Origin of the sequence: Williamsia muralis, assembly GCF_051487485.1 — a bacterium.
GTDB classification, from domain to species: Bacteria; Actinomycetota; Actinomycetes; order Mycobacteriales; family Mycobacteriaceae; genus Williamsia; species Williamsia muralis_B.
In genome coordinates, this window is the sequence record NZ_JAHVCV010000004.1 from 25,674 (window position 1) to 51,393 (window position 25,720).

29 protein-coding genes are annotated in these 25,720 nt (G+C 65.8%); 5 read left to right on the plus strand and 24 right to left on the minus strand.

What is annotated here, in order from left to right:
• Window positions 1-30 precede the first annotated feature (30 nt).
• The 10 genes from KXR83_RS11510 to dapE form a co-directional block, all read right to left on the minus strand.
• Window positions 31-198, minus strand: coding sequence for a DUF3117 domain-containing protein (locus KXR83_RS11510; RefSeq protein ID WP_023963302.1), 168 nt, complete (start codon window positions 196-198; stop codon window positions 31-33).
• Between the two features lie 127 nt (window positions 199-325).
• Window positions 326-646: a DivIVA domain-containing protein gene (locus KXR83_RS11515; protein WP_023963301.1), complete on the minus strand. Its 321-nt coding sequence runs from the start codon at window positions 644-646 to the stop codon at window positions 326-328.
• Window positions 647-653: 7 nt separating this feature from the next.
• Window positions 654-1,391, minus strand: coding sequence for an acetoacetate decarboxylase family protein (locus KXR83_RS11520; RefSeq protein WP_099384137.1), 738 nt, complete (start codon window positions 1,389-1,391; stop codon window positions 654-656).
• Complete coding sequence (locus tag KXR83_RS11525) at window positions 1,388-2,266, minus strand: SDR family oxidoreductase (RefSeq protein WP_437424980.1); 879 nt, start codon at window positions 2,264-2,266, stop codon at window positions 1,388-1,390. The genes KXR83_RS11520 and KXR83_RS11525 overlap by 4 nt, the downstream gene beginning before the upstream one ends.
• A 146-nt stretch (window positions 2,267-2,412) precedes the next feature.
• Window positions 2,413-3,429, minus strand: a complete 1,017-nt coding sequence (locus KXR83_RS11530) for a glucosyl-3-phosphoglycerate synthase (protein WP_023963298.1) — start codon at window positions 3,427-3,429, stop codon at window positions 2,413-2,415.
• The gene (gene folP / locus KXR83_RS11535; RefSeq protein WP_437425353.1) at window positions 3,426-4,238 is read right to left on the minus strand and encodes a dihydropteroate synthase; all 813 of its coding nucleotides are present in this window, start codon (window positions 4,236-4,238) and stop codon (window positions 3,426-3,428) included. The genes KXR83_RS11530 and folP overlap by 4 nt, the downstream gene beginning before the upstream one ends.
• Before the next feature lie 106 nt (window positions 4,239-4,344).
• Complete coding sequence (locus KXR83_RS11540) at window positions 4,345-6,066, minus strand: long-chain-acyl-CoA synthetase (RefSeq protein ID WP_437425354.1); 1,722 nt, start codon at window positions 6,064-6,066, stop codon at window positions 4,345-4,347.
• A gap of 144 nt (window positions 6,067-6,210) precedes the next feature.
• On the minus strand, window positions 6,211-6,750 hold the full coding sequence (locus KXR83_RS11545; protein WP_437424981.1) for a TIGR00730 family Rossman fold protein: 540 nt from the start codon (window positions 6,748-6,750) through the stop codon (window positions 6,211-6,213).
• On the minus strand, window positions 6,747-7,493 hold the full coding sequence (locus KXR83_RS11550) for a TIGR00730 family Rossman fold protein (RefSeq protein WP_437424982.1): 747 nt from the start codon (window positions 7,491-7,493) through the stop codon (window positions 6,747-6,749). Before KXR83_RS11550 ends, KXR83_RS11545 begins: the two co-directional genes overlap by 4 nt.
• A gap of 48 nt (window positions 7,494-7,541) precedes the next feature.
• Window positions 7,542-8,645, minus strand: coding sequence for a succinyl-diaminopimelate desuccinylase (gene dapE / locus KXR83_RS11555; RefSeq protein WP_437424983.1), 1,104 nt, complete (start codon window positions 8,643-8,645; stop codon window positions 7,542-7,544).
• Between the two features lie 100 nt (window positions 8,646-8,745).
• On the opposite strand from dapE, the gene KXR83_RS11560 reads away from it, so the two are divergent.
• Window positions 8,746-9,147: a VOC family protein gene (locus KXR83_RS11560; RefSeq protein ID WP_437424984.1), complete on the plus strand. Its 402-nt coding sequence runs from the start codon at window positions 8,746-8,748 to the stop codon at window positions 9,145-9,147.
• Here the strand turns inward: KXR83_RS11560 and KXR83_RS11565 are convergent.
• Window positions 9,129-9,839, minus strand: coding sequence for a helix-turn-helix domain-containing protein (locus KXR83_RS11565; RefSeq protein ID WP_437424985.1), 711 nt, complete (start codon window positions 9,837-9,839; stop codon window positions 9,129-9,131). The two genes, KXR83_RS11560 and KXR83_RS11565, sit on opposite strands and share 19 nt — an antisense overlap.
• Window positions 9,840-9,886: 47 nt before the next feature.
• On the opposite strand from KXR83_RS11565, the gene dapD reads away from it, so the two are divergent.
• Window positions 9,887-10,837, plus strand: coding sequence for a 2,3,4,5-tetrahydropyridine-2,6-dicarboxylate N-succinyltransferase (gene dapD, locus KXR83_RS11570; protein ID WP_437424986.1), 951 nt, complete (start codon window positions 9,887-9,889; stop codon window positions 10,835-10,837).
• A gap of 296 nt (window positions 10,838-11,133) precedes the next feature.
• Here the strand turns inward: dapD and KXR83_RS11575 are convergent, their stop codons facing one another.
• The 5 genes from KXR83_RS11575 to fdxA all read right to left on the minus strand — a co-directional run bounded on the left by KXR83_RS11575 (window position 11,134) and on the right by fdxA (window position 14,333).
• The gene (locus KXR83_RS11575; protein ID WP_437424987.1) at window positions 11,134-11,382 is read right to left on the minus strand and encodes a hypothetical protein; all 249 of its coding nucleotides are present in this window, start codon (window positions 11,380-11,382) and stop codon (window positions 11,134-11,136) included.
• Window positions 11,379-11,852, minus strand: a complete 474-nt coding sequence (locus KXR83_RS11580) for a hypothetical protein (protein WP_437424988.1) — start codon at window positions 11,850-11,852, stop codon at window positions 11,379-11,381. Before KXR83_RS11580 ends, KXR83_RS11575 begins: the two co-directional genes overlap by 4 nt.
• Complete coding sequence (locus KXR83_RS11585) at window positions 11,830-12,714, minus strand: DUF692 domain-containing protein (RefSeq protein WP_437424989.1); 885 nt, start codon at window positions 12,712-12,714, stop codon at window positions 11,830-11,832. The genes KXR83_RS11580 and KXR83_RS11585 overlap by 23 nt, the downstream gene beginning before the upstream one ends.
• A gap of 169 nt (window positions 12,715-12,883) precedes the next feature.
• A complete protein-coding gene (dapC, locus tag KXR83_RS11590; protein ID WP_437424990.1) occupies window positions 12,884-13,999 on the minus strand; it encodes a succinyldiaminopimelate transaminase in 1,116 nt (371 codons plus the stop codon).
• Window positions 14,000-14,006: 7 nt separating this feature from the next.
• A complete protein-coding gene (fdxA, locus tag KXR83_RS11595; protein WP_247209739.1) occupies window positions 14,007-14,333 on the minus strand; it encodes a ferredoxin in 327 nt (108 codons plus the stop codon).
• A 335-nt stretch (window positions 14,334-14,668) separates the two neighbouring features.
• Between fdxA and KXR83_RS11600 the strand changes: the two genes are divergently transcribed.
• Together KXR83_RS11600 and KXR83_RS11605 are read left to right on the plus strand one after the other, a co-directional pair.
• Window positions 14,669-15,214 carry a cysteine dioxygenase gene (locus KXR83_RS11600; protein ID WP_437424991.1) on the plus strand — a complete coding sequence of 182 codons (546 nt, stop codon included), beginning with the start codon at window positions 14,669-14,671 and terminating at the stop codon, window positions 15,212-15,214.
• Window positions 15,211-15,609, plus strand: coding sequence for a rhodanese-like domain-containing protein (locus KXR83_RS11605; protein WP_437424992.1), 399 nt, complete (start codon window positions 15,211-15,213; stop codon window positions 15,607-15,609). The genes KXR83_RS11600 and KXR83_RS11605 overlap by 4 nt, the downstream gene beginning before the upstream one ends.
• 7 nt (window positions 15,610-15,616) lie before the next feature.
• On the opposite strand, the gene KXR83_RS11610 is transcribed toward KXR83_RS11605, so the two are convergent.
• From KXR83_RS11610 to typA, 6 genes are read right to left on the minus strand one after another with little or no spacing between them, the layout of a single operon-like run.
• A complete protein-coding gene (locus tag KXR83_RS11610) occupies window positions 15,617-16,369 on the minus strand; it encodes a hypothetical protein (RefSeq protein WP_437424993.1) in 753 nt (250 codons plus the stop codon).
• On the minus strand, window positions 16,366-18,699 hold the full coding sequence (cofG, locus tag KXR83_RS11615; RefSeq protein ID WP_437424994.1) for a 7,8-didemethyl-8-hydroxy-5-deazariboflavin synthase CofG: 2,334 nt from the start codon (window positions 18,697-18,699) through the stop codon (window positions 16,366-16,368). The genes KXR83_RS11610 and cofG overlap by 4 nt, the downstream gene beginning before the upstream one ends.
• Window positions 18,700-18,724: 25 nt before the next feature.
• Entirely contained in the window at window positions 18,725-19,108 is a 384-nt protein-coding gene (locus KXR83_RS11620; protein ID WP_437424995.1) for a facilitated glucose transporter, read from the minus strand.
• Window positions 19,108-19,980: an N-acetyl-1-D-myo-inositol-2-amino-2-deoxy-alpha-D-glucopyranoside deacetylase gene (gene mshB, locus KXR83_RS11625; RefSeq protein ID WP_437424996.1), complete on the minus strand. Its 873-nt coding sequence runs from the start codon at window positions 19,978-19,980 to the stop codon at window positions 19,108-19,110. The genes KXR83_RS11620 and mshB overlap by 1 nt, the downstream gene beginning before the upstream one ends.
• Before the next feature lie 16 nt (window positions 19,981-19,996).
• Window positions 19,997-21,973 (minus strand): ABC transporter family substrate-binding protein, encoded by a 1,977-nt coding sequence (locus tag KXR83_RS11630; protein ID WP_437424997.1) that lies wholly within the window; start codon window positions 21,971-21,973, stop codon window positions 19,997-19,999.
• Window positions 21,974-22,021: 48 nt separating this feature from the next.
• Window positions 22,022-23,932, minus strand: coding sequence for a translational GTPase TypA (gene typA / locus KXR83_RS11635; RefSeq protein WP_023963277.1), 1,911 nt, complete (start codon window positions 23,930-23,932; stop codon window positions 22,022-22,024).
• A 174-nt stretch (window positions 23,933-24,106) separates the two neighbouring features.
• On the opposite strand from typA, the gene KXR83_RS11640 reads away from it, so the two are divergent.
• On the plus strand, window positions 24,107-24,289 hold the full coding sequence (locus KXR83_RS11640; protein ID WP_437424998.1) for a hypothetical protein: 183 nt from the start codon (window positions 24,107-24,109) through the stop codon (window positions 24,287-24,289).
• Here KXR83_RS11640 and KXR83_RS11645 read toward each other — a convergent pair.
• Both KXR83_RS11645 and KXR83_RS11650 read right to left on the minus strand, forming a co-directional pair.
• Window positions 24,261-24,680: a (deoxy)nucleoside triphosphate pyrophosphohydrolase gene (locus tag KXR83_RS11645; protein ID WP_437424999.1), complete on the minus strand. Its 420-nt coding sequence runs from the start codon at window positions 24,678-24,680 to the stop codon at window positions 24,261-24,263. The two genes, KXR83_RS11640 and KXR83_RS11645, sit on opposite strands and share 29 nt — an antisense overlap.
• Window positions 24,673-25,719: an ABC transporter ATP-binding protein gene (locus tag KXR83_RS11650; protein WP_437425000.1), complete on the minus strand. Its 1,047-nt coding sequence runs from the start codon at window positions 25,717-25,719 to the stop codon at window positions 24,673-24,675. The genes KXR83_RS11645 and KXR83_RS11650 overlap by 8 nt, the downstream gene beginning before the upstream one ends.
• Between the last annotated feature and the right edge of the window lies 1 nt (window position 25,720).

A 25,720-nucleotide genomic window follows, 5' to 3' on the forward strand; every position in this document is an offset into this window, starting at 1 on the left:
GTCTCCTTGTTGTTGCTGCGTGTCACCGGATCAGGCGGTCACCCCACGCAGTTCTTCACCCAATGCCGCTGCCTCGTCCGAGGTCAGCTCGACAACCAGTCGGCCGCCACCCTCGATGGGGATGCGTACAACGATTCCTCGCCCTTCCTTGGTTGCTTCAAGGGGACCGTCCCCGGTCCGTGGCTTCATCGCCGCCATCTCTGCTCCCTTCAGATTCGCTGCCGCAGTCGGCGTCGAAGTCTGATCTTATTCGGTCGGTGCCAATATCCGTTGACACCGCGCGGTTATACGCTGGTCGGCTTCTATAGTACGGACTACTGACGGGTTATTCTGCCTCTTGCGCTGGGCTTTCGACCTCGTCGCGCGCCTGGAGCCGGTAAAGCGCCGACCTGAGTTCATCGATTTCCCTGGCAAGCTTCTCCAGGGCCCAGTCCACTTCGCCCGCTTTGTAGCCGCGGGTCACCTGTGCGAACCGTAGGGACCGGATGTCGTCGCCGGTGATCCCGGCGCGCGGCAGCCGCGTCAGTGTGGTGCCCGGTTCAAGGGGCGGAAGGTCTTCCGACCGCCCGAACACCACCCAGACAACGGCGAACACGACACCGATCACGGCGATCATGATCAGCAGGTAGAGCAGTAACGTCAGCACCCATCCACTATGACACCCGCTCGGCGTCCTCGAACGTCATCTCCAGGTGGCCCACCGACGATGTCATCAACGCCCGACGTCCCAGCTTCAGGCTTCGCAGCTCATCGGCGATCGGATGCGAACCCAGCTGCAGATCGGCGCCGCCGAGGCGGGTGCGGGTGTTCTTGGTGTTGTTCAACACCCACGGGGTCTCCCTGGTCACCCCGTCGAGATGTGAGTAGGCACGCAAGACCGTCGTGGCGCTGGAATCGGGAACCTTGATGCCCGGCCGCACCGTCAACGCAGCGATCATCTGACCGCCCTCGCTGACCACGCCCCGCTTCGTCGCGCTGCGATGGTCGACATCGAAGTCGGCCAGTGTCTTGGGGAAACCCCAGATACCCCGGCCCGCAGCAAGAGTGAACTCGCCGTCGACGGGAAGTCGGTGCACGAGGGCACGTGCCCGCCCGGCAGCCAGATCCCTCAGATTCGAAACGATCGACGCGCCACGGCGTTCCCGATCACCGACGAGCAGGCACACCCCGAATTCGTTGTAGGGACCGAGATCTCCGTCCACGTAATCGACGAATACGAGCATGCACATCGCCCGGCCCGGACGCACCTGCATCACCTGCAGCCCTGTCTCGTCGATCGCGGCCTGCGCCGCTGACGCCGAGGCGGTGAACCCGGCAACAAAACAACTCGCATCACGGACCCGTACCGGCATCTGCACCTCGGCGCCCAACACCTGATGTGCGGTGGTCATGACCTTGCCTCCTCTGTGTTCTCGACTGCTCCGTCACTCTCCGTGTGGACCACTCCGCGCAAGCCATCGGCTCCGAACAACGGCTCGAGCATGGAACTGAAGTCGGGACCACGCCGCAGCATCTGGCCCCCGTCCACATTGATGACCTGCCCGGTGATCCAAGACGATTCGTCACCGAGCAGGAACCGCGCCAGCGCGGCGATGTCCTCAACCTCGCCGACGCGAGGCAGCGGGGTACTCACCCGGTAGTCCTCGCTCAGCGTCGGGTCGTCCACGATCATGCCCACCAACTCGGTGCGGGTCAGCCCCGGTCGGATCCCGTTGACGCGAACGTTGCTGGCGCCCAACTCGTCTGCGGCCAGGGCAACGAGGTGATCGACGCCCGACTTGGTGACGCCGTACGCCCCGAACCATCGGTGCGTGTTGCTCGCCGCGATCGACGAGATGGCCACGATCGACCCGCCGCCGGCCCGCACGAGCTCGCGCCCGCCGTGCTTGATGGTGAACATCGTGCCGTTCAGGTTGAGGTCGATGGTGCGTTTCCACGCAGCGGTGTCCATCTGCGTGATCGGGCCGATGGTCTCACTACCGCCGGCGCACGCGACGATTCCGTCCAGGCGCCCGGTGAGAGCCGTGGCCGCGGCCACCGCGTCCGCGACCTGATCCTCGTCGGTGATGTCGCCGGCGTGAGCGTGCACCGAACCGTCCACCAGTGCTGCGTTGAATTTGTCGGCCGTCTCGCCGAGGCGCTCGGCGTTGCGACCGACAATCGTCACCTTGGCCCCCTGCTCGGCGAGTGCACCGGCGATTCCCGCGCCGATCCCACTACCGCCACCTGTGACCAGAACGGACTTACCCGTCATCGAACCTGACATCGACCGACTCCCCGAAGTGTGAAAGGACACCTTGCTAGAACATGTTCTAGTTACGGTAGCCGACCGGGGCGCTGCATATGCAAAGACGATCCACCTGCTCTGCAGGTGGATCGTCTTTGGTGCTGTGGTGACGGTTGGGTCGACCGTTACGAGGCGCGGCGCGCTCGCGTGGTGGCCATCGGCCGCAAGGTGTTCATCGCGGGCCGATCAGCGAGGTAGACGTCGGTGGTCTTGGGCGTGAAGGTGCCGTCGGGCTGAATTTTGAACTGGGTGAGCCCCACACCGGAGTCTTCGATGCCGCACCGACCCATCAGTGTGCCGACGATCTGGCGGCTCATCACCCCGAGCTCCACAAGAGGGCGGTTGCGGTGGGTACGCACACCCAGGTTGACCTGGCCGATGCCGGCCATCCCATAGCGGTCGTAGGTGTCGACGAGCAACCCGATCTCCACACCGTAACCGGGGGCGAATGGAACGGCGCACAGCAATTCCCGCGTGCCGGCGTATTCGCCTCCGAGAGGTTGTAATACCGCGGTGAGATCAGGCTTGAAGGACGCGAGCAGCGGCCTGGCAACCAGTTCGGTGACGCGGCCGCCTCCGTTGGCGTCTTCACCCTGACCAGTGCGGAGCGGGCGTCGATAGAAACCCTTCACCAATTGGATGTCCTCGTTGATCAGCAGCGGTCCGAGCAGTTTCGGCACGAACATCGGATCGGGATCGATGAGGTCGGAGTCGACAAACGCGATGAGATCACCTGTGGTGGCGGCCAGCGAACGCCACAGGACTTCACCTTTACCGCGAACCGGCTCCACCTCGGGAACCGCCTCTTCACGGGTGATCACCTGAGCACCGGCCGCGCGAGCTCGCTCGGCGGTGGCGTCGGTCGAGCCCGAGTCGAGCACCACGAGTTCATCGACCAGGGTGCCGACGAGTGGACGGATCGAGGCGATCACATCCGCGACGGTGTCTTCCTCGTTCAGCGCCGGCAGAACCACCGACACCGTGCGGCCGCGTTTTGCGGCCACCAACTCCTCGACAGACCAGTCTGGTCGGTCCCAGCTGTGATCGGCGGCCCACTCGGCCTGCGGCGAATCTTCGGGCGCGGACGCGATGGGCGTCCAGACGCGGTCGGACTTTCCAGTGACGTGTTTTCCAGCGGTCATGCCAAACCCCTTACTGTTCGGGCAGGTGGTCTGGTCCCGGCTATTGCGGCAACCATCTCGACCACCCTTCGTGTGGCGGCAACCTCGTGAACGCGAAACACTCGTGCTCCCGATGAAGCGGCAAGTGCTGTCGCGGCCAGTGTCCCCTCCAGCCGATCTTCCAGGCCTACCCCTAGAGTCTCCCCTACAAAATCCTTGTTGCTCAGTGCCATCAGCACTGGCCAGCCGGTATTAACCAGAACGTTCACCTGGCGTAACAAAGCCAACCCGTGATGGGTGTTCTTCCCGAAGTCATGCGTCGGATCGATGACAATCGAATCACGGCGCACACCTGCGGCAACCGCGCGGTCGGCAGCCTTCGTCACCTCGGCGAGCACGTCGGCCACCACGTCCGGGTACCGGACCCGGTGGGGGCGGGTACGCGGTACCGCTCCCCCGGTGTGCGAACAAACGATGCCCGCCGACATCTCGGCGGCCACCGAGACCAGGTCTGGATCGGCCCCCGCCCACGTGTCGTTGATCAGATCCGCCCCGGCATCCACCGCTTTGCGGGCCACATCGGCCCGCCAGGTGTCGACGCTGATGATGAGATCCGGGTGCCGATTGCGGATCCACTCGACCATCGGCAACACCCGGTCGATTTCCTCTGCGGCGTCCACCTCGGCACCGGGACCAGCCTTCACCCCACCGATGTCGACGATGTCGGCGCCCTCGGCGACGACCTGCTCGACTCGGGACTTCGCGCCAACGTCGGTGAAGCTGGACCCGCGGTCGTAGAACGAATCAGGTGTCCGATTGACGATCGCCATGACCAACGCACGATCCGTGGCGACCGCACGGCCACAGAGGGTCGGCGACACCGGCGCGTGCGCCGACCACGCATCAGGCCTCACGGTCTGCGCGCTCGGGATCGGCTTATCCGCGGGGGACTTTGGCTCCGGCAACGTCATCGGGGTACTCATCGTAGAACTCGATGTACCCGTCCTCGCTACCGGTCAAAACATAGAGTGCATCGTCGCCGACGTCCGAGTAACCCTGATCGCGCAGCTCGACCTTCCGGTTCTTGAACGTCGATGTCTGCTCGAGCTGATCCACGACCCGGAGGAACAGCGGGACCGCGTACGGGGGCAGCTCGTCGTAGAGGTGTTTCGCGAGCGCCTTCGGATCCAGGTCCGCGCCCTCGCGGACGGTCACCGAAGCCATTCCGGCCTTGCCGTCACTGCCCGGCACCTCCACGCCGTAGACCACGGCCTGATCGAGGGTGTCGACGCCCGCCAGAGCACCTTCGACCTCGGTGGTCGCGACGTTCTCGCCTTTCCAGCGGAAGGTGTCACCGAGCCGGTCGACAAAGGCGATGTGCGACATACCGAGATCGCGCACGAGGTCACCGGAGTTGAACCACCGGTCACCGTCCTTGAACGCGTCGGAGATGATCTTCTTGTTGGACGCCTCTTCATCGGTGTACCCATCGAAGGGCACCCGGTCCGAGATCTCTGAGATGAGCAGTCCCGCTTCGCCTTTCGAGACCTTCGTCAGGCGGCCGTCGCCATTGCGTTTCGGGTCGCCCGTCTCGTGGTCGTACTCGACGACCTTGTACGGCAGCGGGCAGAAGCCCGCGGTGCGGGTCAGGTTGAACACGTTGATGAACGCCAGGTTGAGCTCGGAGGCGCCGTAGAACTCGACAACCCTCTCGATGCCGAAGCGCTGGGTGAACTTTTCCCAGATCTCGGCCCGCATGCCGTTGCCGACGATCACCTTCACGCCATGGCTGCGGTCGGTCGGCTTCTCTGGCTGGGCCATCAGGTACCGGCAGAGTTCGCCGATGTAGCAGAACGCAGTGGCCCGGTTCTGGATCACGTCGTCCCAGAAGCGGGACGCCGAGAACGACTTACCGATCGCGAGGCATGCGCCCGACGCCAGCACCGACGACAGCGCAACTGTCAGTGCATTGTTGTGGTAGAGCGGCAGCGCCGAATACATGGTGTCGCTGTGGCGAAGCCGCACCCCCATGCCGCCGATGCCGTCCATGCTGGCCATCCAGCGGTAGTGCGACATGATGCTGGCCTTCGGCATCCCCGTGGTTCCGGAGGTGAAGATGTAGAACGCCTTGGTCTTTGCGGGAAGGCCGGCAGTGACCGCAGGGTTCTCGTCGCTCAGGCCTTCGGTGGCCTCGTTGAGTTCATCGAAATCAACTGTGACCGAAGGCAGCACGTGGTCGTCGTCGATCGATTCGAGGGCCTCGCGAACCTCCGGGTCGACCACGAGAACGGTGGCCTCGAGGATCCCGAGGCTGTGGGTGAGCACCTTCCCACGCTGGTTGTAGTTCAGCATCCCCGCCACCGCGCCGAGCTTCACCGCGGCGATCATCACCAGGAGCGTCTGTGGATGGTTCTTCGCGAGTACGCCTACGACGTCGCCCTGTCCCACACCGTTCTTGCTGAAGAAATCGGCATAGCGGTTGATCCGGCGATTGGCCTCACCGTAGGTGATGGAATTGCCCTCGAACCGGATGAAAGGCCGCTCGGGGTGTTTGGCCACCAGCGAGTTGAACACCGACCCGATCGTCGACTCCGCCGACGGCCTGCGAAGGATCAGCCCCGGTGCGTGCCTGACGATGCCGGGTACGTCCGGCACCATCGCAAGCGCGCCCTTCGCAACGTCGAGAAGTCCAACACTTGTCCGGGATTCACTTGCCACCTGAGCTCCGATGCTTGTCCGTTGTGCCCCCAAACGAGCTCCGTAGAGCTCCGCACGGCACGTTCGCGATGAGGTTACCGATATTCACAGATAAATATTGCACGCTGCCAAAGCGTCGCGGACCGACTTGGTGACGACAAGCCGGTCGAGTGCATGCATGGAGACGAACCCGGTTGCCGTCAGATCGCGCAGCCACCGAACAAGCGGGTCGTAATGTCCTCCGGGATCGAGCAGGACCACAGGCTTGTCGTGCATACCGAGGTAACCGGCGGTCCAGGTCTCGAAGAGTTCTTCGAGTGTCCCGATACCTCCGGGCAGGGTGATGAACGCATCGGCCCGGTCGTCCATCTGCTGCTTGCGCTCGCGCATGGTGTCGGTGACAACGAGTTCATCGGCGTCGGTGTCCGCGACTTCGCGGTGCACCAGCGCTTTGGGGATGATCCCTACGGTGTGGCCACCGGCATCGCGGGTCGCCTGTGCCACCGCACCCATCATGGACACGTTGCCACCCCCGGACACCAGCGTGTTCCCGGTGCTGCCGATGGCGGTGCCGAGCTCGGCCGCCAGCTGCAGGTACTCGGCGGGCACCGATCCGGACGCGCAGTACACACAGATCGCACTCATGATTTGCCCTGCCGCTGGCGCGATTCGTTCACGATCGCGACTGCTTCGGTCACCGAATCGGTCACTTGCAACAGTTCGATGTCCGCTTCGGACACCAGGCCCTCACCGGCCATCGTCGTGCGAACCCAGTCCAGGAGAGGTTCCCAGAAGTCCTTGCCCAGCAAGACGATCGGGAACTGGACCACCTTGCGGGTCTGCACCAACGTGAGAGCCTCGAAGAGTTCGTCGAGCGTTCCGAAGCCCCCGGGCAGACAGATGAAGGCCTGCGCATACTTCACGAACATCGTCTTGCGGACGAAGAAGTACCGGAAATTGATTCCGAGGTCGACCCACTCGTTCAGATTCTGCTCGAACGGCAGCTCGATGCCGAGCCCGATGGAGTAGCCACCGTTCTCGCAGGCGCCGCGATTGACCGCTTCCATCAGGCCGGGTCCGCCACCGGTGATCACCGGATACCCCGCGTCGGCCAGCGCCGCACCCAGCTCGCGGCCCAATTCGTAGAACGGGGAACCTGGTTGCACGCGGGCCGAACCGAACACGGTCACCGCGGACGAGACCGTCGAGAGGGTGTCGAAACCCTCGACGAACTCTGACTGGATGCGCAGCACCCTCCACGGGTCACGTGCCGAATCGGGTGATCGCAGCAGTCGCTGGTCCGTGGTCTGAACAGGCTTGTCGTGATCCTCGCGGATCCGGGCCGCCCCGCGATAGCTGAGTCGGGTGTCTCGGTCGGGTGTTGACATGCCACGACGCTAGCAACGGTCAGCAGATGTCGGCCCCCGACCAGGCGGTCAGGCGGTGAGATACCGCCGAAGAACGTCGGCCACCTCGGTGATCTGCGCGGTGGGCACCCGTTCATCGCGTTTGTGCGCGAGATTCGGGTCACCCGGCCCGAAATTGACCGCCGGGATCCCGAGCGCTGAGAACCGGGACACATCGGTCCACCCGTACTTGGCCCGGAACTGCCCACCTGCTGCGTCGACAAGGGCCGCGGCCGCCGGGTGCCCCAGCCCGGGCAGCGCTCCCGCCGCCGAGTCCGTCACTTCGAAGGTCACTGCGCCCGAGGCGATTTCATCCGCGAACAGCTGGCGGACGTGGTCGGTCGCCTGCTCCACCGACCGGTCCGGTGCGAACCGGAAGTTCACGTCGACGCTCGCCACGTCGGGCACGACGTTTCCCGCGACACCGCCCTCGATCCGCACGGCCGAGAGCCCTTCCCGGTATTCGCACCCGTCGATGTCCACTCGGCGCGCCTTGTAGGCGGCCAGGGTCTCGAGCACCGAGCCCAGCTTGTGGATCGCGTTGTCGCCCAGCCAGGAGCGAGCCGAATGGGCGCGCACACCTGCGGTGCTCAACCTCACCCGTAGGGTGCCCTGGCAACCCGCCTCGATCTGACCGGCGGTCGGTTCACCCAGGATGGCGACGTCACCGGCGAGCCACTGTGGCAACTCACGCTCGATGACACCGAGGCCGTTGTATTTCGCAGCGATCTCTTCGCAGTCGTAGAAGATCAGGGTCAGATCGCAGTTCGGGTCGTCGAGCGTGGCGGCGAGGTGCAGGAAGACTGCGTCGCCGGACTTCATGTCGACGGTGCCGCAACCGTGGAGCACGTCGCCGTCACTGCCTGTGTTCTCACGGCGACTCGGGACGTTGTCGGCGATGGGGACGGTGTCGAGGTGACCGGCCAGCACCACTCGGCGGGGCTTACCGCGATCGGTGCGAGCGAGCACCCGGTTGCCGTGGCGCACCACCTCGAAACCGGAAGTCTGCTCGCGTATCGCTATCTCCACAGCATCAGCGATCGCTGCCTCGTCGTGACTCACACTGGGGATGTCGACGAGCGCCGCCGTCAGGTCGATCGGGTCGGCGCGCAGGTCAAGGGCCGGGATACTCACGTGGTTCACCGTAGTCGCCCACCGCTCCCCCGCACGAGTTGTCCACGTTGTCCGAAACGTTCATGACCGATGCCCGGCCATCGCAGATACGTTGACGCTCATGAAATCGCCGAAACCGATCCTCAACGCGCTGTCCATCGTGGTCGAAGACATGGCCGCCTCCGTCGCGTTCTACCGAGCGTGCGGTCTCGAGTTCGCAGACGACGGGGTCGATGCCCCTCATACCGAGTCGACTGCATTCGGGGGATTCCGGATCCTGCTCGACACTGCCCGCAACATCGCCGAGTTCGACCCCGCATGGTCGGCGCCCGCGAAGGGTGGGCGGATCTCTTTGGCATTCGAATGCGCTGACCCGGCCGAGGTGGATTCTCGATACGCGGAACTGACCGGAGCCGGACACACCGGCCGGCTCGAACCGTTCGACGCGTTCTGGGGCCAGCGCTACGCGACCGTCGTCGATCCCGATGGGAACGGCGTCGACTTCTACGCCCCCTCGACCTGACCACGCACAAAATGGGCCGGAGGCTTCCCGGTGATCGCTCGGACCTCTCTGAACATGTGCGCGTAGTCGGCGTATCCGGTCGAGTGGGCGACCTGTGTGAGCGGGGCGCCGGCCCGTAGACCCTCCAGTGCCGAGCCCACCCGGAGGATCCGGGCGAGCGCCTTGGCGCCGTATCCGTAGTGGTGCCGTGACCATCGCTGGAGCTGACGAGGGCTCACGCTCACCTCGTCGGCGACCCGGCTCACCGGCTGACCCTGCGCCAACAGTGCCGTCGCCGGACGGAGCCATCGCGGTGGCGGCCTCTGGGCAAGGCTGTCGGCGGCGCACTTCTGTAGTACTGCTGCCGGATCCGCGGCGGTCGCCACCTGTTCGGTGAGCAGGCGTGCCGCCCGGGCCGGCCATACATCGGCGAGCGCGACCCTACTGTTGATCAGTTCATCTGCGGCACAATCGAAGACGACCGGGGCCATGCCCGGCTCGAATCGCAAAGCGGTCATGTCTGCTGCTCGCGATCCCTCCACCCAGACGGGGCCGGTATCCGGTCCGGCGATCATGAGATCTGTTCCCGTCCAGATCAGGTCCATGCACCCATCCGGCAGTATCTCGCTGGGCCCTGCCGGGCCGTTGCGCCACCAGATCGTCGCGGGCACCAGCGACGAGCGATGTTCGCGGTAGGTGACGGCTTCGGACATGCTCTGGATTGTCCTGCGTGAAGTCGCTCCGCGTAAACTCCTGACCCGTGACCAACGCATCTGGAGCCTCAGCCATCGGCATCGCCACCATCACCGATGACGGGGCGGTCCTCGACACCTGGTATCCCTCGCCCGAACTCACCGAGGTGACCGAATCCGGTACAGCTCACCTCGAAGGCGACGACGTACCCGCCGACCTCGCCTCTCTCGTGGGCAGCGACACCGCCCGCGGTGTGCGCACCGTGGCGGTCCGCACGTCGATCGTGCTGGCCGATGCACCTTCCGACGCCCACGACGCATACCTGCGACTGCACCTCCTCTCACATCGGCTCGTCGTGCCCCACGGCGCGAACATGGACGGGGTCTTCGGGAAGCTGTCGAATGTGGTGTGGACCAACTTCGGCCCGTGTGCCGTCGAGGGCTTCGAGCTGACCCGCGCCAAGCTCAGGGCTCGTGGCCAGGTCACCGTCTACGGCATCGACAAGTTTCCCAGAATGGTCGATTACGTTGTGCCGAGCGGCGTCCGGATCGCAGACGCGGGCCGCGTACGGCTCGGCGCGCACCTTGCCGAGGGCACAACGGTGATGCATGAGGGTTTTGTGAACTTCAACGCCGGAACACTCGGGCAGTCGATGATCGAAGGTCGCATCTCGGCCGGGGTCATCGTCGGCGACGGGTCGGACGTCGGGGGTGGCGCGTCGACGATGGGCACCCTGTCCGGCGGCGGCAAAGAGATCATCTCTCTCGGCAAGCGTTGCCTGCTCGGGGCGAACTCCGGGTGCGGTATCGCGCTCGGAGACGACTGCGTGATCGAAGCGGGCCTCTACGTGACTGCGGGCACGAAGGTCACCGGACCTGACGGCACCGTGGTCAAGGCGCGGGAGCTGTCGGGCAAGAGCAACATCTTGTTCCGTCGCAACAGCACCACCGGCGCCGTGGAGGTTGCCCCTTGGAAGGGCGACGGGATCGAACTGAACGCGGCACTCCACGCGAACTGACGCTCGAGGTGGCGGTGGGGCGGAGTCGACGGTCAGTCGCCTCCGCCACCACCACACCCTGAGCCACAGGAACTCCCCGAACTGCACGATCCTGAACTGCTGCACGAGCTGCTCGAGCTGCAGTTGTGCTGGTGGCCCGAGCCGCAGCTGTTGCTGTACCCACGCCCCCGGCCAGGAGCCCGATACCGATCGGCTGATCTGGACGAGCGGGAACCGACCACGGCGATGAGGGCGATCAGCGCCCCGCCGGCCAAACACGCGCCGATCACGATCAGAATTGTCATCGCCTCGCCTTTCTAACCGCTGCTCCCGCAGCCACCGCCACCACTCGACGATCCGCCGCCGCCGCAACTGCTTCCACACGAACCACCGCCGAACCCGCCATCGCCGTGACCTCCCCCATCGGATCCGCCGATCCACCCGCCGCCGTCGCCGGACCAGCCTCCCCGACGCCTGCGGCGGCGCTCCGGTCGCACCGATCGGGTCAGCAAGACAAACAGTAGTGCCGGTATCCCCACCGCCAGAGCTATGAACAGTGCGTTCATGACAACCCCTCCTCGTCGACAACTCCTGGACGCGACCCCGACAGATGCCAGGTCGCCGAACCCATTCCGATCACCAGTTCCCGACGTCCGCGGTAGCGCACCCAAGTTATCCGGCGGACACCTGCGTACACCTTTTCGACCGCGAGCCAATCCGCTGCCTCGGGGTCGAGATCTTCGCGACGCTCGAGCCACGCCGTGAAAGCGGCCACGTCGTCATGCGCGCACCCCCGAAGCGTGTTCTCTCTGCCGAACTGGTTGAACCGCGAACGCCAGCGCGGAAGGGCTTCGAGTTGAGGGCCGGCACGCAGCGCCGCCGAAGCGCGTTTCCCGACCAGGATGTCGCTTGTCAGCATCGATCCGACGCGGTCGAAGCCGGCGGGGACCCGGCCTGCCAGGAGGTCACCCACCACCTCGCGTTGACGGGCGGCGAGCGCCGCGCGTTCTCGGTCAAGCGCAGTGGTCGACTTCACGGACCCGGCCTTCCTCGATCGCGGCGTCGATCGCGCGCAAGCCTGGCAAAACCGTCTCGGGTCTGATGTCCGTATCCCGTTCGAGCATGATCCCGGGAACCCGAACCCGAACCCGGTGGCATCCCGCCACGAACTGCGTGAGCAACGTCGTCACATCATCCACCATCGGATCGCCATGGGTGTCCACATATCGCCCTTGGCGGTAACGCCCGCCTGCGGTGTGCACGTAGGCAATGTGCGACAAGGGGAATCGCAGTAACTGTTGGAGCGGATCAGTCCCCTGCGCGACGGCGCTCGAGAAGAGGTTGGCCACATCCAGAACCAGCTGTGCCCCTGTGCGCCGGACGATCTCGGCGAGATAGTCGGGTTCGTCGAACTCATCCTCCGGCCAGGCGATCAGCGCCGCGATGTTCTCTAGTGCCAGCGGCACACCCACTGCGTCCTGGGCGCGAGAGATGTTGTCGCACAAGACTGTCAACGCCGCGCGTGTTCGGGGAGGCGGCAACAGGTGACCAGCCTCCAGGACGTCGCCATGAAGCGGATCAGGCGAGTCGGCGGCCCTCACGAACGCAATGTGCTCGCTGACCACCGGCGACTCGAGTTCACGTGCGAGTTCGGCCAGTCGGCGCAAGCGCCCCGGGTCGGGTACATCTGCCCCGGCAAGCCCGAGGCTGACGCCGTGCGCCACGATCGTCACTCCTCGGGCGCGCAGATCGATCACCCCGTCCGGCAACGCGCCGGGCGTCATGTTCTCGGCGACCACCTCGGTGAAGCGTAGGGACCCCGCATCCGCGAGATCGCCCAGCAGGTCGGAGATCGGGGCACGCCACGCGATGGAAGATCCGGTCAGCTCTGTGCTCATCACGCCTCCCTCACCCGGTTCACGAGTGGACGGCGCCGGCCATTCGAATCCCTTGTAGCGGTAGCTGTTTCGACGAACGATCCAGCTGGTTGAACACAGCTTCGCCCAAACTCACCGAAATGGGGTAACGGAACGGTCTCAGATTGGCTACAGGTGATGTATCTGCAGGTCAGGACGCCAGGCGAGTGGCCGCAGCGGTAATCCGTTCGTCTGTGGCGGTCAGCGCGAACCGTACATGGCGCACACCACGCGGGCCGTAGAAATCGCCTGGGGCCACGAGGATGCCCCGTTCGGCAAGCCAGTCGACGGTGTCTCGGCACGGCTCGTCCCGGGTTGCCCACAGATACAGACCTGCGGCCGATTCATCGATCCGCAGCCCAGCGCTGCGAACGGCCGCCGAAAGAGTCTCGCGGCGGGCGCGGTAACGCTCCCGCTGGGCGCCCACGTGATGGTCGTCGCCGAGCGCAGCGGCCATCGCCGCCTGCATCGCGTACGGGACCATCAGCCCCGCGTGTTTGCGCACGGCCAGCAGCTCCCCGATCAACGCTGGGTCGCCGGCAAGGAAACCAGCGCGGTAGCTCGCCAGGTTCGACGTCTTGGACAGCGAATGGACTGCCAGCAGACCGGTCATATCACCGTCGGTGACCCGTGGGTCGAGGATCGACAGCGGTTCGTCGTCCCACGCCAGGCCCAGGTAGCACTCGTCCGACACCACGATCGTCCCGCGCTCGCGCGCCCACTGGACCACCTTGCGGAGGTGCTCGAGCCCGAGAACCTTCCCGGTGGGGTTCGACGGAGAGTTCAGATACAGGAGGGCAGGCGAACTCGGTCCGAGCTGCGTGAGCGAATCAGCGCGAACCGGCTCGGCACCGGCGAGCAGGGCACCGACTTCGTAGGTGGGATAAGCGATTTCGGGAATCACCACTTGATCGCCCGGTCCGATACCCAGAGTCGACGGCAGACCGGCGATGACCTCTTTGGTTCCGATCACCGGCAGGATCATGGTCTCGTCGAGGCCGGGTACCGCGTGCCTGCGCGCAAGAGCGGCCGCCGCGGCGCTGCGGACCTCGAGTGTCCCGATGGTCACCGGGTAACCGGGGAAACCCGACGCCTCGGCCAGTGCCGACCGGATCAGCGGATCAACCGGGTCCACCGGAGTTCCCACGGAGAGATCGACGATGCCGTCGCGATGCTCCGTCGCCCGAGCCTTCGCGACCGCGAGGGTGTCCCAGGGGAAATCCGGAAGCCGCCTGGAAACCGGTTCGCGGCCACGCACCACTGTCATCGGGCAGTCAGTCCTCGGTGTTCATCGGAGGCAGCGCTTTGACAAACGGCGAGTCGTGCGCGACCTTGCCCACCTTGCTGGCACCGCCAGGCGAACCGAGATCATCGAAGAAGTCGACGTTGGCGTTGACATACGGTTCCCACTCGTCCGGCACATCGTCTTCGTAGAAGATGGCCTCCACCGGGCACACCGGCTCACAGGCACCACAGTCGACACATTCGTCGGGCTGGATGTAGAGCATCCGTTCGCCCTCATAGATGCAGTCGACAGGGCATTCCTCGACGCATGCCTTGTCCAACACATCAACGCAAGGCTCAGCGATGATATAGGTCACCGACCACCCTCCTCGTCTTCGCTACTCGCGCGTGGGCTGCACGCGCTCAAAAGCGGGCACGCCCTCCACCACAAAAAGGACGGCAGACTGCCCGCTTGTCGCCTCCTAGTATCCGCGTTGCACATATCAAGTCAAAACCGGGTGAGGCAAGGTGCCCTTTCTCCCGATCAGTTGGGCCTCGATTGAAATCACAACGGTCCTAACCCTGTGCACTCCGGCGGGCGCGATCCATCCTGGGTGACGTGATCGTGCGCCAGATGCCCCTGTGGAACCGAATGTGTTGTCGCTGACCCAGCGACCACGCACCATTCGACCTTTCCCCAGGAGCACTTGTCATGACCTCCACACTGAACCGCCCGCTCTCCACCGCCGCAGTGCCCACCCACCACCTCCCGACACGGTTGCGGCCGGCCGATCTGCTGCGGCTGACCGACCAGAGCGCGAGCGACGTCCTCGACGGCCGCCACGACGACCTGCTCCCCAAGTACTGGGACCGGGAAAACCGGTGGGCAACACGTCTGCACTACGACGACGACGTCGACATCTGGCTGATCAGCTGGACTCCCGACGAATCAACCGACCTGCACGACCATGCCGGTTCGCTGGGCGCGCTCACCGTGCTGTCGGGCGCACTGACCGAATACCGGTGGACCGGATCCACTCTTCGGGCACGCACTCTCGACGAAGGCGACCAGGCCTCGTTCCCGCTGGGCTGGGTCCACGACGTGGTCCGCAGCCCCACCCGCGAGGTGACCAGCGAGCCGACGCTCAGCGTGCACGCGTATTCGCCACCGCTGACCGCGATATCCTACTACGAAGTCACCGACTCGCAGTCTTTACGCAGGACCAAGACCGTTCTCACCGACGGTGGGGCAGCATGAGTTCTGTGGCAACACGTCTGACGATCGATGAGGTGCTGGCCCGTGCGCGGGAGGGCCTGGTGCGCCTGGAAGCGGCGGACGTGCCGATCGCCGTCGAGCACGGTGGAGTGCTCGTCGACATCCGGCCCGCAGCCCAACGCGCCGCCGAGGGCGAAGTGGACGGTGCCGTCATCATCGAACGCAACGTTCTCGAATGGCGACTCGATCCCACTTCCGACGCCCGCATCACCCAAGCGGTCGACCATGACGTCCAGTGGATTGTGCTGTGCTCGCAGGGATACACGTCGAGCCTGGCCGCCGCGTCGCTGCAGGAACTCGGCCTCCACCGGGCCACCGACGTGGTCGGAGGATTCGAGGCACTCGTCGAAGCCGGGCTGGCCGAGCCCGCCCGCTGACCCCCAGTCAGCTGTTGTGCTGGATCTTCTCCACCGCGGAGTCCGTGGCCCGACGAAGGGCGGAGTGCTCGCCGATGAAATCGGCCACGGCGCCGATGACCGGTAGGGCACCCAGCATCCGCCACGGTTGACGCGGCGACGGACGACGAGCCAATTCACCGACGATGGCACGTGATGTGGCCAGCCTGTCCCACACCGAGGCGTGACCTTCGTCTGCGGACCGATTGTGCAGCAAAGCACGCGAATCCAGTTTCCGGCGGCAGAGCACGTGGGCGAGCAAGTCGGTCTGCGCATGACGGTCGTCGATGCCGTATGCCCGGGCGACCGCGCACAGCACAACCGCCTGCTGCACGAATCCGGCGATCACCTGGATCGGCAGCCGATTGGCGATCACGCCGAACACCCCGGGATAGGCCACCAGGGCCGTGGTCACCGTTCCCATGCGGCCGACCCACCAATCGCGGCGCTGATCAGCGGTCCAGCTCTCCCATTTCGCCGTCCCCGGGAAGCCGGAAGCATCGGTGACCTTGACGAGCGAGTCGTCCAGCGCCGCAATTAATTTCGCGATTCCCTCGGCGGGCACCTCGGACGCGGACAGAGCCTGCTGTTCGGGTCCCCGAAACGTTCTGTGCTTGATCCCCAGGGGATCGAGGTGCTCCACCGCACCGAGGGCGGGATCAATCAATCCGGTGGCCGTGTACAGCAACCGGGCGACCTCGTGATCACTCAGGTGCTTTGCCGGTGGCAACGGTAACTTCATGCGGCACTCTCTTTTCGGACGCCGGCGACGATTCGCTCACGAGCGGGTCGGCCGATTGCTCCAGCCACGGACCGCATCTCTGCGGGTGTCCACGCGAGGCCATGATGCGACCCGGTTGATCGCGCGATGGTTTCCTCGATTGCGGTCCGTCCCAGATCGCTTGCGCCACTCTGCAACATCAACTGCGCATCCGCGACCCCGAGACCGCGCAGACTGATTCCGATCGTCGCAATCCGACCATGCAACATCACACGCGACAGAGCGTGCACTGCCCGACTGTCGCGGATCGTCGGTTTCGTGGCGGCCACAGACAGGGCAGGGGCTCCGGCATGCGAGAACGGAAGCGGCACGAAGTCGGTGAATCCCTCGGTGCGGTCGAACATCTCGCGCACCAGGCCCAACTCACGCACCCAATCCGACGGGCCGTCCCCGTGGCCGTACACCAGGGTCGCGGTGGAACGCAGCCCCAGCTCGTGGGCCACCGAGAGCGCGTTTGTCGCCATGCGGAGTCCCGCTGCGCCACCGATGTGGTCGAGGCCCGCGTCACGCAGTTCGGCCAGGAGGGTGTGGGCCACCGGCCCACCCGCACGGACCGCGACGTCGATCGTCGCGGGAAGCAGGAGGCTCACGTGCATGAACGGCACCCGGGCCTTGATGGCGCGGATGTACTCGCAGCACTCTGCGGCGGTGGCGTTGGAGTCGGTTCGAATGGAGACCTCATCCACCCCGGCGATCGATGCTTCCCAGGCCCGGTCGGCGACCTCCTCGGCCGACAGAGCCGAGTGGGTGGAGGTCGCGCAGTATCGGCAGCCGGGTTCGCACACGGACGCGGTGTTGATGATGCGGCTGGACACGTAGGTGACGTCATCGCCGACGGTCTGTCGACGTAGCGAATCTGCCAGCGCGACAAGAGCATCGAGCTCCTCGCCGTCGGCGTGCGCCAAGGTCAGGTAGTCGTCGGGACTGCAGCCGGCCGGGTCGGCATGTGCGCGGTCCAACGCTGCGCCGAAGTCCGGCATACCCCGAGCCGGGGCTCGGCCCGCCTCGCGAACCGGCCCCCAAGGCCGACCGCTCGGACGGATGTCGGCGGCCAGGCCGGTTGCTGGATCCGCCACCGCCTGCAAGTGGTCCGCGACAGCCGGATCGATCCACGGCGCGCCTTGCAGGACGTAACGCGGCTGCGCGGTGACGCGCTCGGTGAGGGTGTAGCCCGTGGCGGAGGTGATCTCGGCCAGGGATTCCAGATTGGGCCAGGGCCGTTCGGGATTGACGTGGTCGGGCGTCAACGGCGACACACCACCCCAATCGTCGACGCCCGCCGAGACGAGAGCTGCACACTCGGCAGGAGAGACCAGATTCGGCGGGGCCTGGATTCGCATCCGCGGCCCGAGCACGATGCGCGCCACCGCGACTGCCGCCAGGAACTCCTCGAACTCGGCGTCGGCTACTCCGCGCATCGCGGTGTCGGGCTTGGCCCGGAAGTTCTGGACGATGACTTCTTGGATGTTGCCGAAGATGTTGTGAATCTTGCCGATCTCGATCAAAGAGTCGGCACGCTCGGCGAAACTCTCCCCGATTCCGACGAGGATCCCCGTGGTGAACGGTATGGACATCCGTCCGGCGTCGACAAGTACTCGCTTACGGATCTCTGGGTCCTTGTCCGGACTGCCGTAGTGACAGTTACCCCGGTCCGTGAAGAGACGGCGTGCCGTGGTCTCGAGCATCATGCCCATCGATGGGGCAACCGGTTTGAGCCGCGACATCTCTTCGGCACTCATCACCCCGGGATTGAGGTGGGGCAGCAGGCCGGTCTCTTCCAGAACCCGGATCGCAGCGGCACGGACATAGTCGAGGGTGGAGCTGTAGCCGTGTTCGTCGAGCCACTGCTGCGCTTCGGGCCACCTGTCTTCAGGCCGGTCCCCCAAGGTGAACAATGCTTCCTTGCAACCCAATTCAGCGCCCTGCCGGGCGATATCGACAACCTGGTCGAGTTCGAGGAACATGCCGTGGCCCGCTCGGCTGAGTTTGCCCGGCACCGTGACGAAGGTGCAGTAGTGGCAGCGATCGCGGCACAGGCGTGTCAGCGGGATGAAAACCTTGCGCGAGTACGTGATCTGGCGGTCGCGGCCTTCTTCTGCGAGCCCGACGTCACGTAGGTCAGCTGCGATGCGACACAACTCTTGGAGCTCATTGCCGCGCACTGCGAGCAACGTGGTGGCCTGCTCCGGGCTGAGGGCGCCTTCGCGAGCTTGCTTCAACGCGTTTTGTACCGCTGCAGACACCGGCCCGTCCGTCTGCGCCTCTGAGGTCAGCTGGTCTGGGGTCACCATCAGATAATGCTCCCCGGCTGCCCGATCATTCCCTGGCCCCCGCGGCCGCGGTGGTCTTGGCGGTGTCAGCCCTGGGCAACAGTCCGGCGTACGACACGAAGGCGGGAACTCCCACACCCAGCCCCAGCAGCGCGAATGCTCGCCAGTCCTGAGGCATCAGCGCATCACCCCCGGGGCCACTTGCGGTGGCCACGAAGAAGGCGAGGCCGAACGCGATGAGAGCGCCGAATCGGGCCGTGCCCTCGGTGAGCGTCGCGCAACACCACAGCAGCACACAGTTCGCAGCGGCCGCCACCACTGCGCTGATCGGAATCTGCACGGTGCCGATGGTCAGCTGTAGGAACGCCACCGAGGCGATCCCGACGAGGAATCCGTCCAGCCAGAGGAGAACCAGCAGAGCCCTGCGCATCACAGCCCCCCGAACAGGTCCGACTCACGGCCTCCCGGCCCCGAAGGCCCCTGGACCCCGGACACCAAGATGTAGTGTTCCTCGGCGAAGATGGGCTGAATGATGTTGTTGGACAACGCGTACTCGGTACCCGATGCTGACACCGTGACCTGAGTGGCATGTGCGGCAAGTGCCCGGACCTTGTGGTCGTACACCTCTCGCACGTCGATGGCCGTCGTGACCTCGGCATCGGGATGGCTGGGCAGCTCTCCTGCCAGCGGCATCCGCCAGCCCGAAGGCACCCGGGTCTGCGCAGAGGCCAGCCCGTCGGAAAGCGCCGATTCCTCGGTCACCGTCCAATAGTGCTTGCTCACCGTCCACGGCCGGGTCTCCGACGCCGCCGCGAGCTCGATGGCTCGGCCGCAGATCGCATGCACCTGGATGTGGTCGGGATGCCCGTAGCTGCCCACCGGGTCGTAACCGACAAGCACCTGCGGACGCGTCTGACAGATCAGCTCGGCCAAGACCTCGGCCGGCACGGTACCGGCTCCGATGAAAGCCCGCGGGTGATCGTTCGACGGCGCCCCGGCCATACCCGAGTCACGCCACCGGCCGGCACCGCCGAGGAACACCGGCGCGAGGGATTCGGTCGCAGGGGCGCTCAACTCCGCCAGGGCTCGGGTCAGTTCGCTGATCCGGTAGCCCCCGAGCTGATCGGCACCGCCGTCTGCGGCCAGACCGCTCCACTGTTCACCGATCACCTCGCCCTCCTCACCCAGCGTGCAGGTGACGACGGTGACCTCGGCTCCGTCGGCCAGGTACTTCGCGATTGTGCCGCCGGTGGTGATGGTCTCGTCGTCGGGATGGGCGTGCACGAACAGCAAACGGTTCAAGGTGAGAGTTCTCTTTTCAATTTCCGGTCTGCTGCTGCCAGCCCGCGGACCCACCGAAGATACCCGTCTGAACCGGCCCGGTGACAGGTGCGCCGGTCACCAACGGCGATACCGCCGTGGTGAGGACGTCCTGATAGACGGGCAGATAGACCGACTGGTCGTCGAGGAGCCGCTGGGCGCCGCGGAGATCTTCGGTCGGGTCGTCGGCCGAGATGGCCCGCGCCGACAGAGCCTGCAGTGCCGGGTCGCACAGACCGGACACGTTGCTGGTGTACCGCGGTTCGGTGCGCTCCTCGGGTGCTTGCGACGAGCTCGACGCCGACTCGGTGGGGCCGGCAGAGGGTGTCGTCGACGGGCTCGGACCGGGTTCACCCGAGGCCGGTGTCTCCGTGGTCGCCTCGGTGCTGAGGCATTCGGTGTTCGATGCGAGTGCGGTGGCGGGCGACTCGCCCGCGCGGCTCCAGCCCACGACGATGTCGACCTGTCGGCCGGTCAGAGCCGAGCTGTAGAGGTCGGCGGTGGACAGACTGACGGTCTCGGCGCGAATTCCCGAGCGGCCCAGCTGGTCCACGATGTTCGCGGCCGCAGCACCGGTCCGTGGATCGCCGCTGACCGAGGCGACCCGCACGATGAGGGGTTCACCGTCCCGCTCCACCTGCTGGACGCCCACGGGCAGGCGGGGCAGATCGCCGGATGGGGTCTGCGGGGTCGATGTGCCCGACACGTCAGACGAACCGGGTGCAGTGGTCGTGGTCTCCGTTGTCGTCGAGACCGGCGCATCCGACGGGATCGATTCGTCCGACGGGGTCGGCGGCGGTTCGGCCAGTCCCCGGCGATATCCGGCGGCCGATATCCACCCATCGATCTGCTGAGGTGTGGCCACCGTGCGCGGAACCGGGTAGTAACCCGGGTCCGACGGTGCGTACACCGAGTTCATGGCCGGCAGCACCTCGGTGTCGTCCGCTCCGGCGTAGGTGACGAGCTGGGTGTCGATGGAACCGAGCACCGCCCGCCGCAGATCCAGATCGGCCATCGAGTCGGTCCGGGTGTTCACCGTGATCCCGAGTGTGCGGGACTGGGCCACTTTCCCGGTCTGCACGCCGCCGATGCTGCCGAGGTTGGCGCCCAGGGCCGGCCCGCCGCTGATCGCGGCGACGCGCGTGTCGCCTGAGCGCATCGAGTCCGCCACCTGGCTGATGGTGCCGGCGCGCCGGAGGGTCAACCGGTCGACGATTGCCGGCTTGAGCCAGAACCGATCGTTGCGGATCATCCGCACCTCGTCGCGGCTGTGGTCGATGCCGCTGATCGTGAAGGGGCCTCCGGACGCCGGGAACCCGCTGTCCATGCCCGACTGGAAGCCACCGGGTGCGCCCTTGAGAACATGCGACGGCAGGAGGTCGTTGAACAGCTCCCGCCATGCCGGGTACGGCGCCGCGAAGGTCGCGGTGACCTCTTTGCCACCGCCGCCACTGCGGACATCGGTGATCAGCCGGTATCCGGCCGGCGCGGTGACGTTGGGTTGCCGCGACATCTGCTGCCAGAGGTAGATGAAATCCTCTGCGGTGATGGGCAGCCCGTCGGACCATTGCGCGTCCTCGTGGATGCGGTAGGTGATCGTGAACGGCGCGGTGCCGGTCACCTCCGCGCTGGTGAGCAGAGCCGGGTCCATCACCCATCCCACCCGTGGGCCGTCGGCAACCGGCCGGAATGAACTGGGCAACGTCATCGCCGCGACCGCCGTGGTCACCGCCGACTGGTCCGCGGCCAGGTGCGGGTTGAACCCGATACCGATCGAGTCGGTGGCGACGTACAGCACCTGACCCGACGGCTCGGTGGGCTCGGGCGGAACCGAATTGGTCTGCTGCACAGGGGGCGGCGGGTCGGCGACGCACGCCGTGACGAGCATGAGACACGCCGCGACGAGCCCCAAGCACCTCAGCGCGCGGAGCGCCTCGGTGTTCAACCGCGATTGTCCGGCAGCGTCGCCCGTCATCAACTCCCCGTCGTCGATCCTTCGCCCGATGTCAGCTCACACAGCGAGTCAGCTGACGCTCTGGTTGCGGGCCTTGGTCTTCGACCGCTCGCGTGCGCGGGTGTTCGAGTCGAGGTTGACCTTGCGCACCCGGACGACCTCCGGGGTGACCTCGACGCACTCGTCGTCGGTACAGAACTCCATCGCGGCCTCGAGCTCGAGCTTGATGGGCTTGGCGAGGGTCTCCATCACGTCGGCGGAGGACTGACGCATGTTGGTCAGCTTCTTCTCCTTGGTGACGTTGATGTCGAGGTCCTCCATGCGCGGGTTGATGCCCACGACCATGCCCTCGTACGTGTCGGCACCCGGCTCGACGAAGAACGTTCCGCGATCGGCGAGCTGGATCATCGCGAACGGGGTCACCGTTCCCGCGCGGTCGGAGACCAGCGAGCCGGTGTGGCGGGCGCGGATCTCGCCGGCCCACGGCGCGTAGCCGTCGAACACCGCGTTGGCGATACCGGTGCCGCGGGTCTCGGTCAGGAAGTCGGTCCGGAAACCGATCAATCCGCGGGAGGGAACGATGAACTCCATCCGAACCCAGCCACTGCCGTGGTTGGTCATGTCGCCCATCCGACCCTTGCGGGCGGCCAGCAGCTGAGTGACCGCACCGAGGTACTCCTCGGGGACGTCGATGGTCAGGTGCTCGAACGGCTCGTGGAGCTTGCCGTCAACCTGCTTGGTGACCACCTGCGGCTTGCCGACGGTCAGCTCGAAGCCTTCGCGGCGCATCTGCTCGACGAGGATGGCCAGCGCGAGCTCGCCACGACCCTGGACCTCCCAGGCATCGGGGCGGCCGATGTCCAGGACGCGCAGCGAGACGTTACCGATCAGTTCGCTGTCGAGGCGGTCTTTGACCATGCGCGAGGTGAGCTTGTGGCCCTTGACCCGACCGACGAGCGGCGAGGTGTTGGTGCCGATGGTCACCGAGATCGCCGGCTCGTCGACTGTGATCCGTGGCAGTGCGATCGGGTGATCGATGTCGGCGAGGGTGTCGCCGATCATGATGTCCGGCATGCCGGCGACAGCCACGATGTCGCCGGCGACGGCGACCTCGCCGGGTGTCCGCTCGACACCGACGGTGATCAGGAGCTCGGTGATCTTGGCGCGTTCGGTGACGGGCTCACCGTTGACCTCACGCAGCCAGGCGACGGTCTGGCCCTTCTTCAAGGTGCCGGCGTACAGACGGACCAGCGCGAGGCGACCGAGGAAGGCCGACGCGTCGAGGTTGGTGACGTGGGCCTGCAGAGGCGCATCGAGATCGCCCTTGGGGGCGGGAACGTACGAGAGCAGAACGTCGAAGAGGGCGTCGAGGTTCTCGCCTTCGGGGACGTTGCCGTTCTCGGGCGCCTTCGTGCTGGCGATACCGGCGCGGCCCGAGGCGTAGAGGACGGGCAGATCGAGGGCCAGTTCGGCGGCCTCGGCAGCTTCGTCATCGACGTCCGAAGCGAGGTCGAGCAACAGATCGTGGCTTTCCTCGACAACCTCGGCGATGCGGGCGTCGGGTCGGTCGGTCTTGTTGACCAACAGGATCACGGGCAGCGAGGCGGCAAGGGCCTTGCGCAGCACGAACCGGGTCTGCGGTAGCGGACCCTCGGACGCGTCGACCAGGAGCACAACACCGTCGACCATGGACAGGCCGCGCTCGACCTCACCACCGAAGTCGGCGTGGCCGGGGGTGTCGATGACGTTGATGACCACTTCGGTGCCGTCGGGCTGACGACGGTGCACCGCGGTGTTCTTGGCGAGGATCGTGATGCCCTTTTCCCGCTCGAGGTCGCCGGAATCCATCACACGATCGACGAGTTCGGCGCGTTCCTCGAAAACGCCCGATTGCCGCAGCATCGCATCAACCAGGGTGGTTTTCCCGTGGTCGACGTGCGCAACGATCGCGACGTTGCGGAAATTGGGGGCAGCAGTCACTGAAGTTCTCCGGACGTGAAGTGGGCATGTCAAAAAGGTCGAGCGAGGTGCTCAGACCAATACAGGGTATCCGGTACCCCGGTGAGAGCGCCGTCACAGGACACATCGACCCCAAAATTAAGGTGGTGCTAACCTAACTTTTCCCGGGTAGGCACCGACGCGAAGAGGTCAGCAGTGGGCAAGAAGAAGGCGGTAGACGTCTGCAGCATGAAGGCGAAGAAGAAGTGCTGTCGATCGTCCACCCGGTGCCTTCGCTGCCCCGTGGTGATCCACAAGATGCAGAAGTTCGCTGATCAGGGCATGTCCAACAAGGAACTCACCAAGGCCCTCAAGAAGGTCCGTTCCCGCGCTGCCTGACGGCCAGCAGTTCGATCAGGTCATCTAGCCAGGCAGCGTCCGCAGGCACGAGTTCACCCCGCGCCGCCATCGACTCGAGTTCCGGGGTCTCGACCCACCGCACGGCTGAGTGTTCCGCCGGCCGGGGCGACCCCTTGAGCAGATCAGCGGCCAGCGCCACCAGGACGAGGTCGGCGCGCAGCGGTACGGGGTTCCCGAGTTGCCGACCGACTCGTACCTCGATGCCGAGTTCCTCGCCGAGTTCGCGGCGGAGAGCTTGTTCACGGGTCTCCCCCGCCTCGACCTTTCCGCCCGGCAGTTCCCACAACCCGGCGACCTCCGTGGGATAGGTCCGTTGGGCGAGCAGCAGCCGACCATCCCCGATCACTGCACCGGCGACGACTTCACGCACCGCTCTCCTCCGCGCTGTGTTCGGTGATGACCGCAAGCCGGTGTGCGTCGAGCGCAATTGCCATCCGATCACCCAACGACACCGCCGCGCTGCTCACGGCGTCGACATCAATCCCCGCCACCGACAGCCGCACCCGTGTCCCCTCCGGCAGCGACGCCACATGCCGCACCGTTCCGACGGGCGCCGACCGCCCGGCATCTGCAAGCGGTACGGCCGTGACAGCATCCGGCCGTAGCCCTATTTGCACGTTTCCATCGGGAACATCCAGCGCAACCGCGCCGAGCTCGCTGTCGAACACACCGGCGCGAACGGTCCCTTGGCAGATGGTTGTGCACCCGATGAACCGAGCCACCCGTTCGTTTCGCGGTGCGCGCCACAACGACGCCGGGTCGTCGTGCTGGATGATCCGGCCCCGGTCCATGACGGCGATGTGGTCGGCCATCAATGCAGCCTCGGTGTGGTCGTGGGTCACCACGATGGTGGGAGTGCCTGTGGCGTCGATGATCTCGGCGATCTCGACGGCGAGCCGTTCACGAAGTTGCCGGTCGAGGGCCGAAAGGGGTTCGTCGAGCAACAACAGCCGAGGACGAGGGGCAAGAGCGCGGGCCAGGGCCACCCGCTGCTGCTGCCCACCCGACAACTCGGCGACCTGCCGGTTCCCGTAGCCGGAGAGATCAACCAGGTCCAGCATCTCGGCCACTCGGGCGGCGGTGGCATCTCTACGCCAGCGCCGGGCACGCAATCCGTATCCGATGTTGTCTGCGACGCTGCGTCCGGGCAGCAGCTGGCCGTCCTGGAACACCACCCCGAAGTCGCGCCGATGTGTCGCGATCGGCGCCAGGTCTGCCCCGTCGAATGTGATCGTGCCGCCGGTCAGTGGTTCCAGGCCGGCGATGGCACGGATGAGGGTGGATTTGCCGCATCCCGACGGACCCAACAGAGCCGTGATCGCCGATCCCTCGGTGCCGATCGACAAGCTGAGGTCGTCGAGGACGATTTCGGACCGATAACCGACTGTCACAGAGGACAATTGGAGCATC

Excerpts from the sequence above, each read along its gene's own strand:
- KXR83_RS11620 (WP_437424995.1), bottom strand. The coding sequence starts at position 19,108 with ATGCGCAGGGCTCTGCTGGTTCTCCTCTGGCTGGACGGATTCCTCGTC.
- KXR83_RS11650 (WP_437425000.1), bottom strand. The coding sequence starts at position 25,719 with ATGCTCCAATTGTCCTCTGTGACAGTCGGTTATCGGTCCGAAATCGTC.
- cofG (WP_437424994.1), bottom strand. The coding sequence starts at position 18,699 with ATGGTGACCCCAGACCAGCTGACCTCAGAGGCGCAGACGGACGGGCCG.
- KXR83_RS11545 (WP_437424981.1), bottom strand. The coding sequence starts at position 6,750 with ATGAGTGCGATCTGTGTGTACTGCGCGTCCGGATCGGTGCCCGCCGAG.
- KXR83_RS11525 (WP_437424980.1), bottom strand. The coding sequence starts at position 2,266 with ATGTCAGGTTCGATGACGGGTAAGTCCGTTCTGGTCACAGGTGGCGGT.
- KXR83_RS11560 (WP_437424984.1), top strand. The coding sequence starts at position 8,746 with ATGAAATCGCCGAAACCGATCCTCAACGCGCTGTCCATCGTGGTCGAA.
- KXR83_RS11540 (WP_437425354.1), bottom strand. The coding sequence starts at position 6,066 with ATGGTGCCGGACGTACCCGGCATCGTCAGGCACGCACCGGGGCTGATC.
- KXR83_RS11575 (WP_437424987.1), bottom strand. The coding sequence starts at position 11,382 with ATGAACGCACTGTTCATAGCTCTGGCGGTGGGGATACCGGCACTACTG.
- dapC (WP_437424990.1), bottom strand. The coding sequence starts at position 13,999 with ATGACAGTGGTGCGTGGCCGCGAACCGGTTTCCAGGCGGCTTCCGGAT.
- KXR83_RS11565 (WP_437424985.1), bottom strand. The coding sequence starts at position 9,839 with ATGTCCGAAGCCGTCACCTACCGCGAACATCGCTCGTCGCTGGTGCCC.
- folP (WP_437425353.1), bottom strand. The coding sequence starts at position 4,238 with ATGGCGATCGTCAATCGGACACCTGATTCGTTCTACGACCGCGGGTCC.
- KXR83_RS11605 (WP_437424992.1), top strand. The coding sequence starts at position 15,211 with ATGAGTTCTGTGGCAACACGTCTGACGATCGATGAGGTGCTGGCCCGT.
- KXR83_RS11610 (WP_437424993.1), bottom strand. The coding sequence starts at position 16,369 with ATGAAGTTACCGTTGCCACCGGCAAAGCACCTGAGTGATCACGAGGTC.
- KXR83_RS11630 (WP_437424997.1), bottom strand. The coding sequence starts at position 21,973 with ATGACGGGCGACGCTGCCGGACAATCGCGGTTGAACACCGAGGCGCTC.
- KXR83_RS11600 (WP_437424991.1), top strand. The coding sequence starts at position 14,669 with ATGACCTCCACACTGAACCGCCCGCTCTCCACCGCCGCAGTGCCCACC.
- KXR83_RS11530 (WP_023963298.1), bottom strand. The coding sequence starts at position 3,429 with ATGACCGCTGGAAAACACGTCACTGGAAAGTCCGACCGCGTCTGGACG.
- KXR83_RS11585 (WP_437424989.1), bottom strand. The coding sequence starts at position 12,714 with ATGAGCACAGAGCTGACCGGATCTTCCATCGCGTGGCGTGCCCCGATC.
- KXR83_RS11510 (WP_023963302.1), bottom strand. The coding sequence starts at position 198 with ATGGCGGCGATGAAGCCACGGACCGGGGACGGTCCCCTTGAAGCAACC.
- KXR83_RS11520 (WP_099384137.1), bottom strand. The coding sequence starts at position 1,391 with ATGACCACCGCACATCAGGTGTTGGGCGCCGAGGTGCAGATGCCGGTA.
- KXR83_RS11550 (WP_437424982.1), bottom strand. The coding sequence starts at position 7,493 with ATGTCAACACCCGACCGAGACACCCGACTCAGCTATCGCGGGGCGGCC.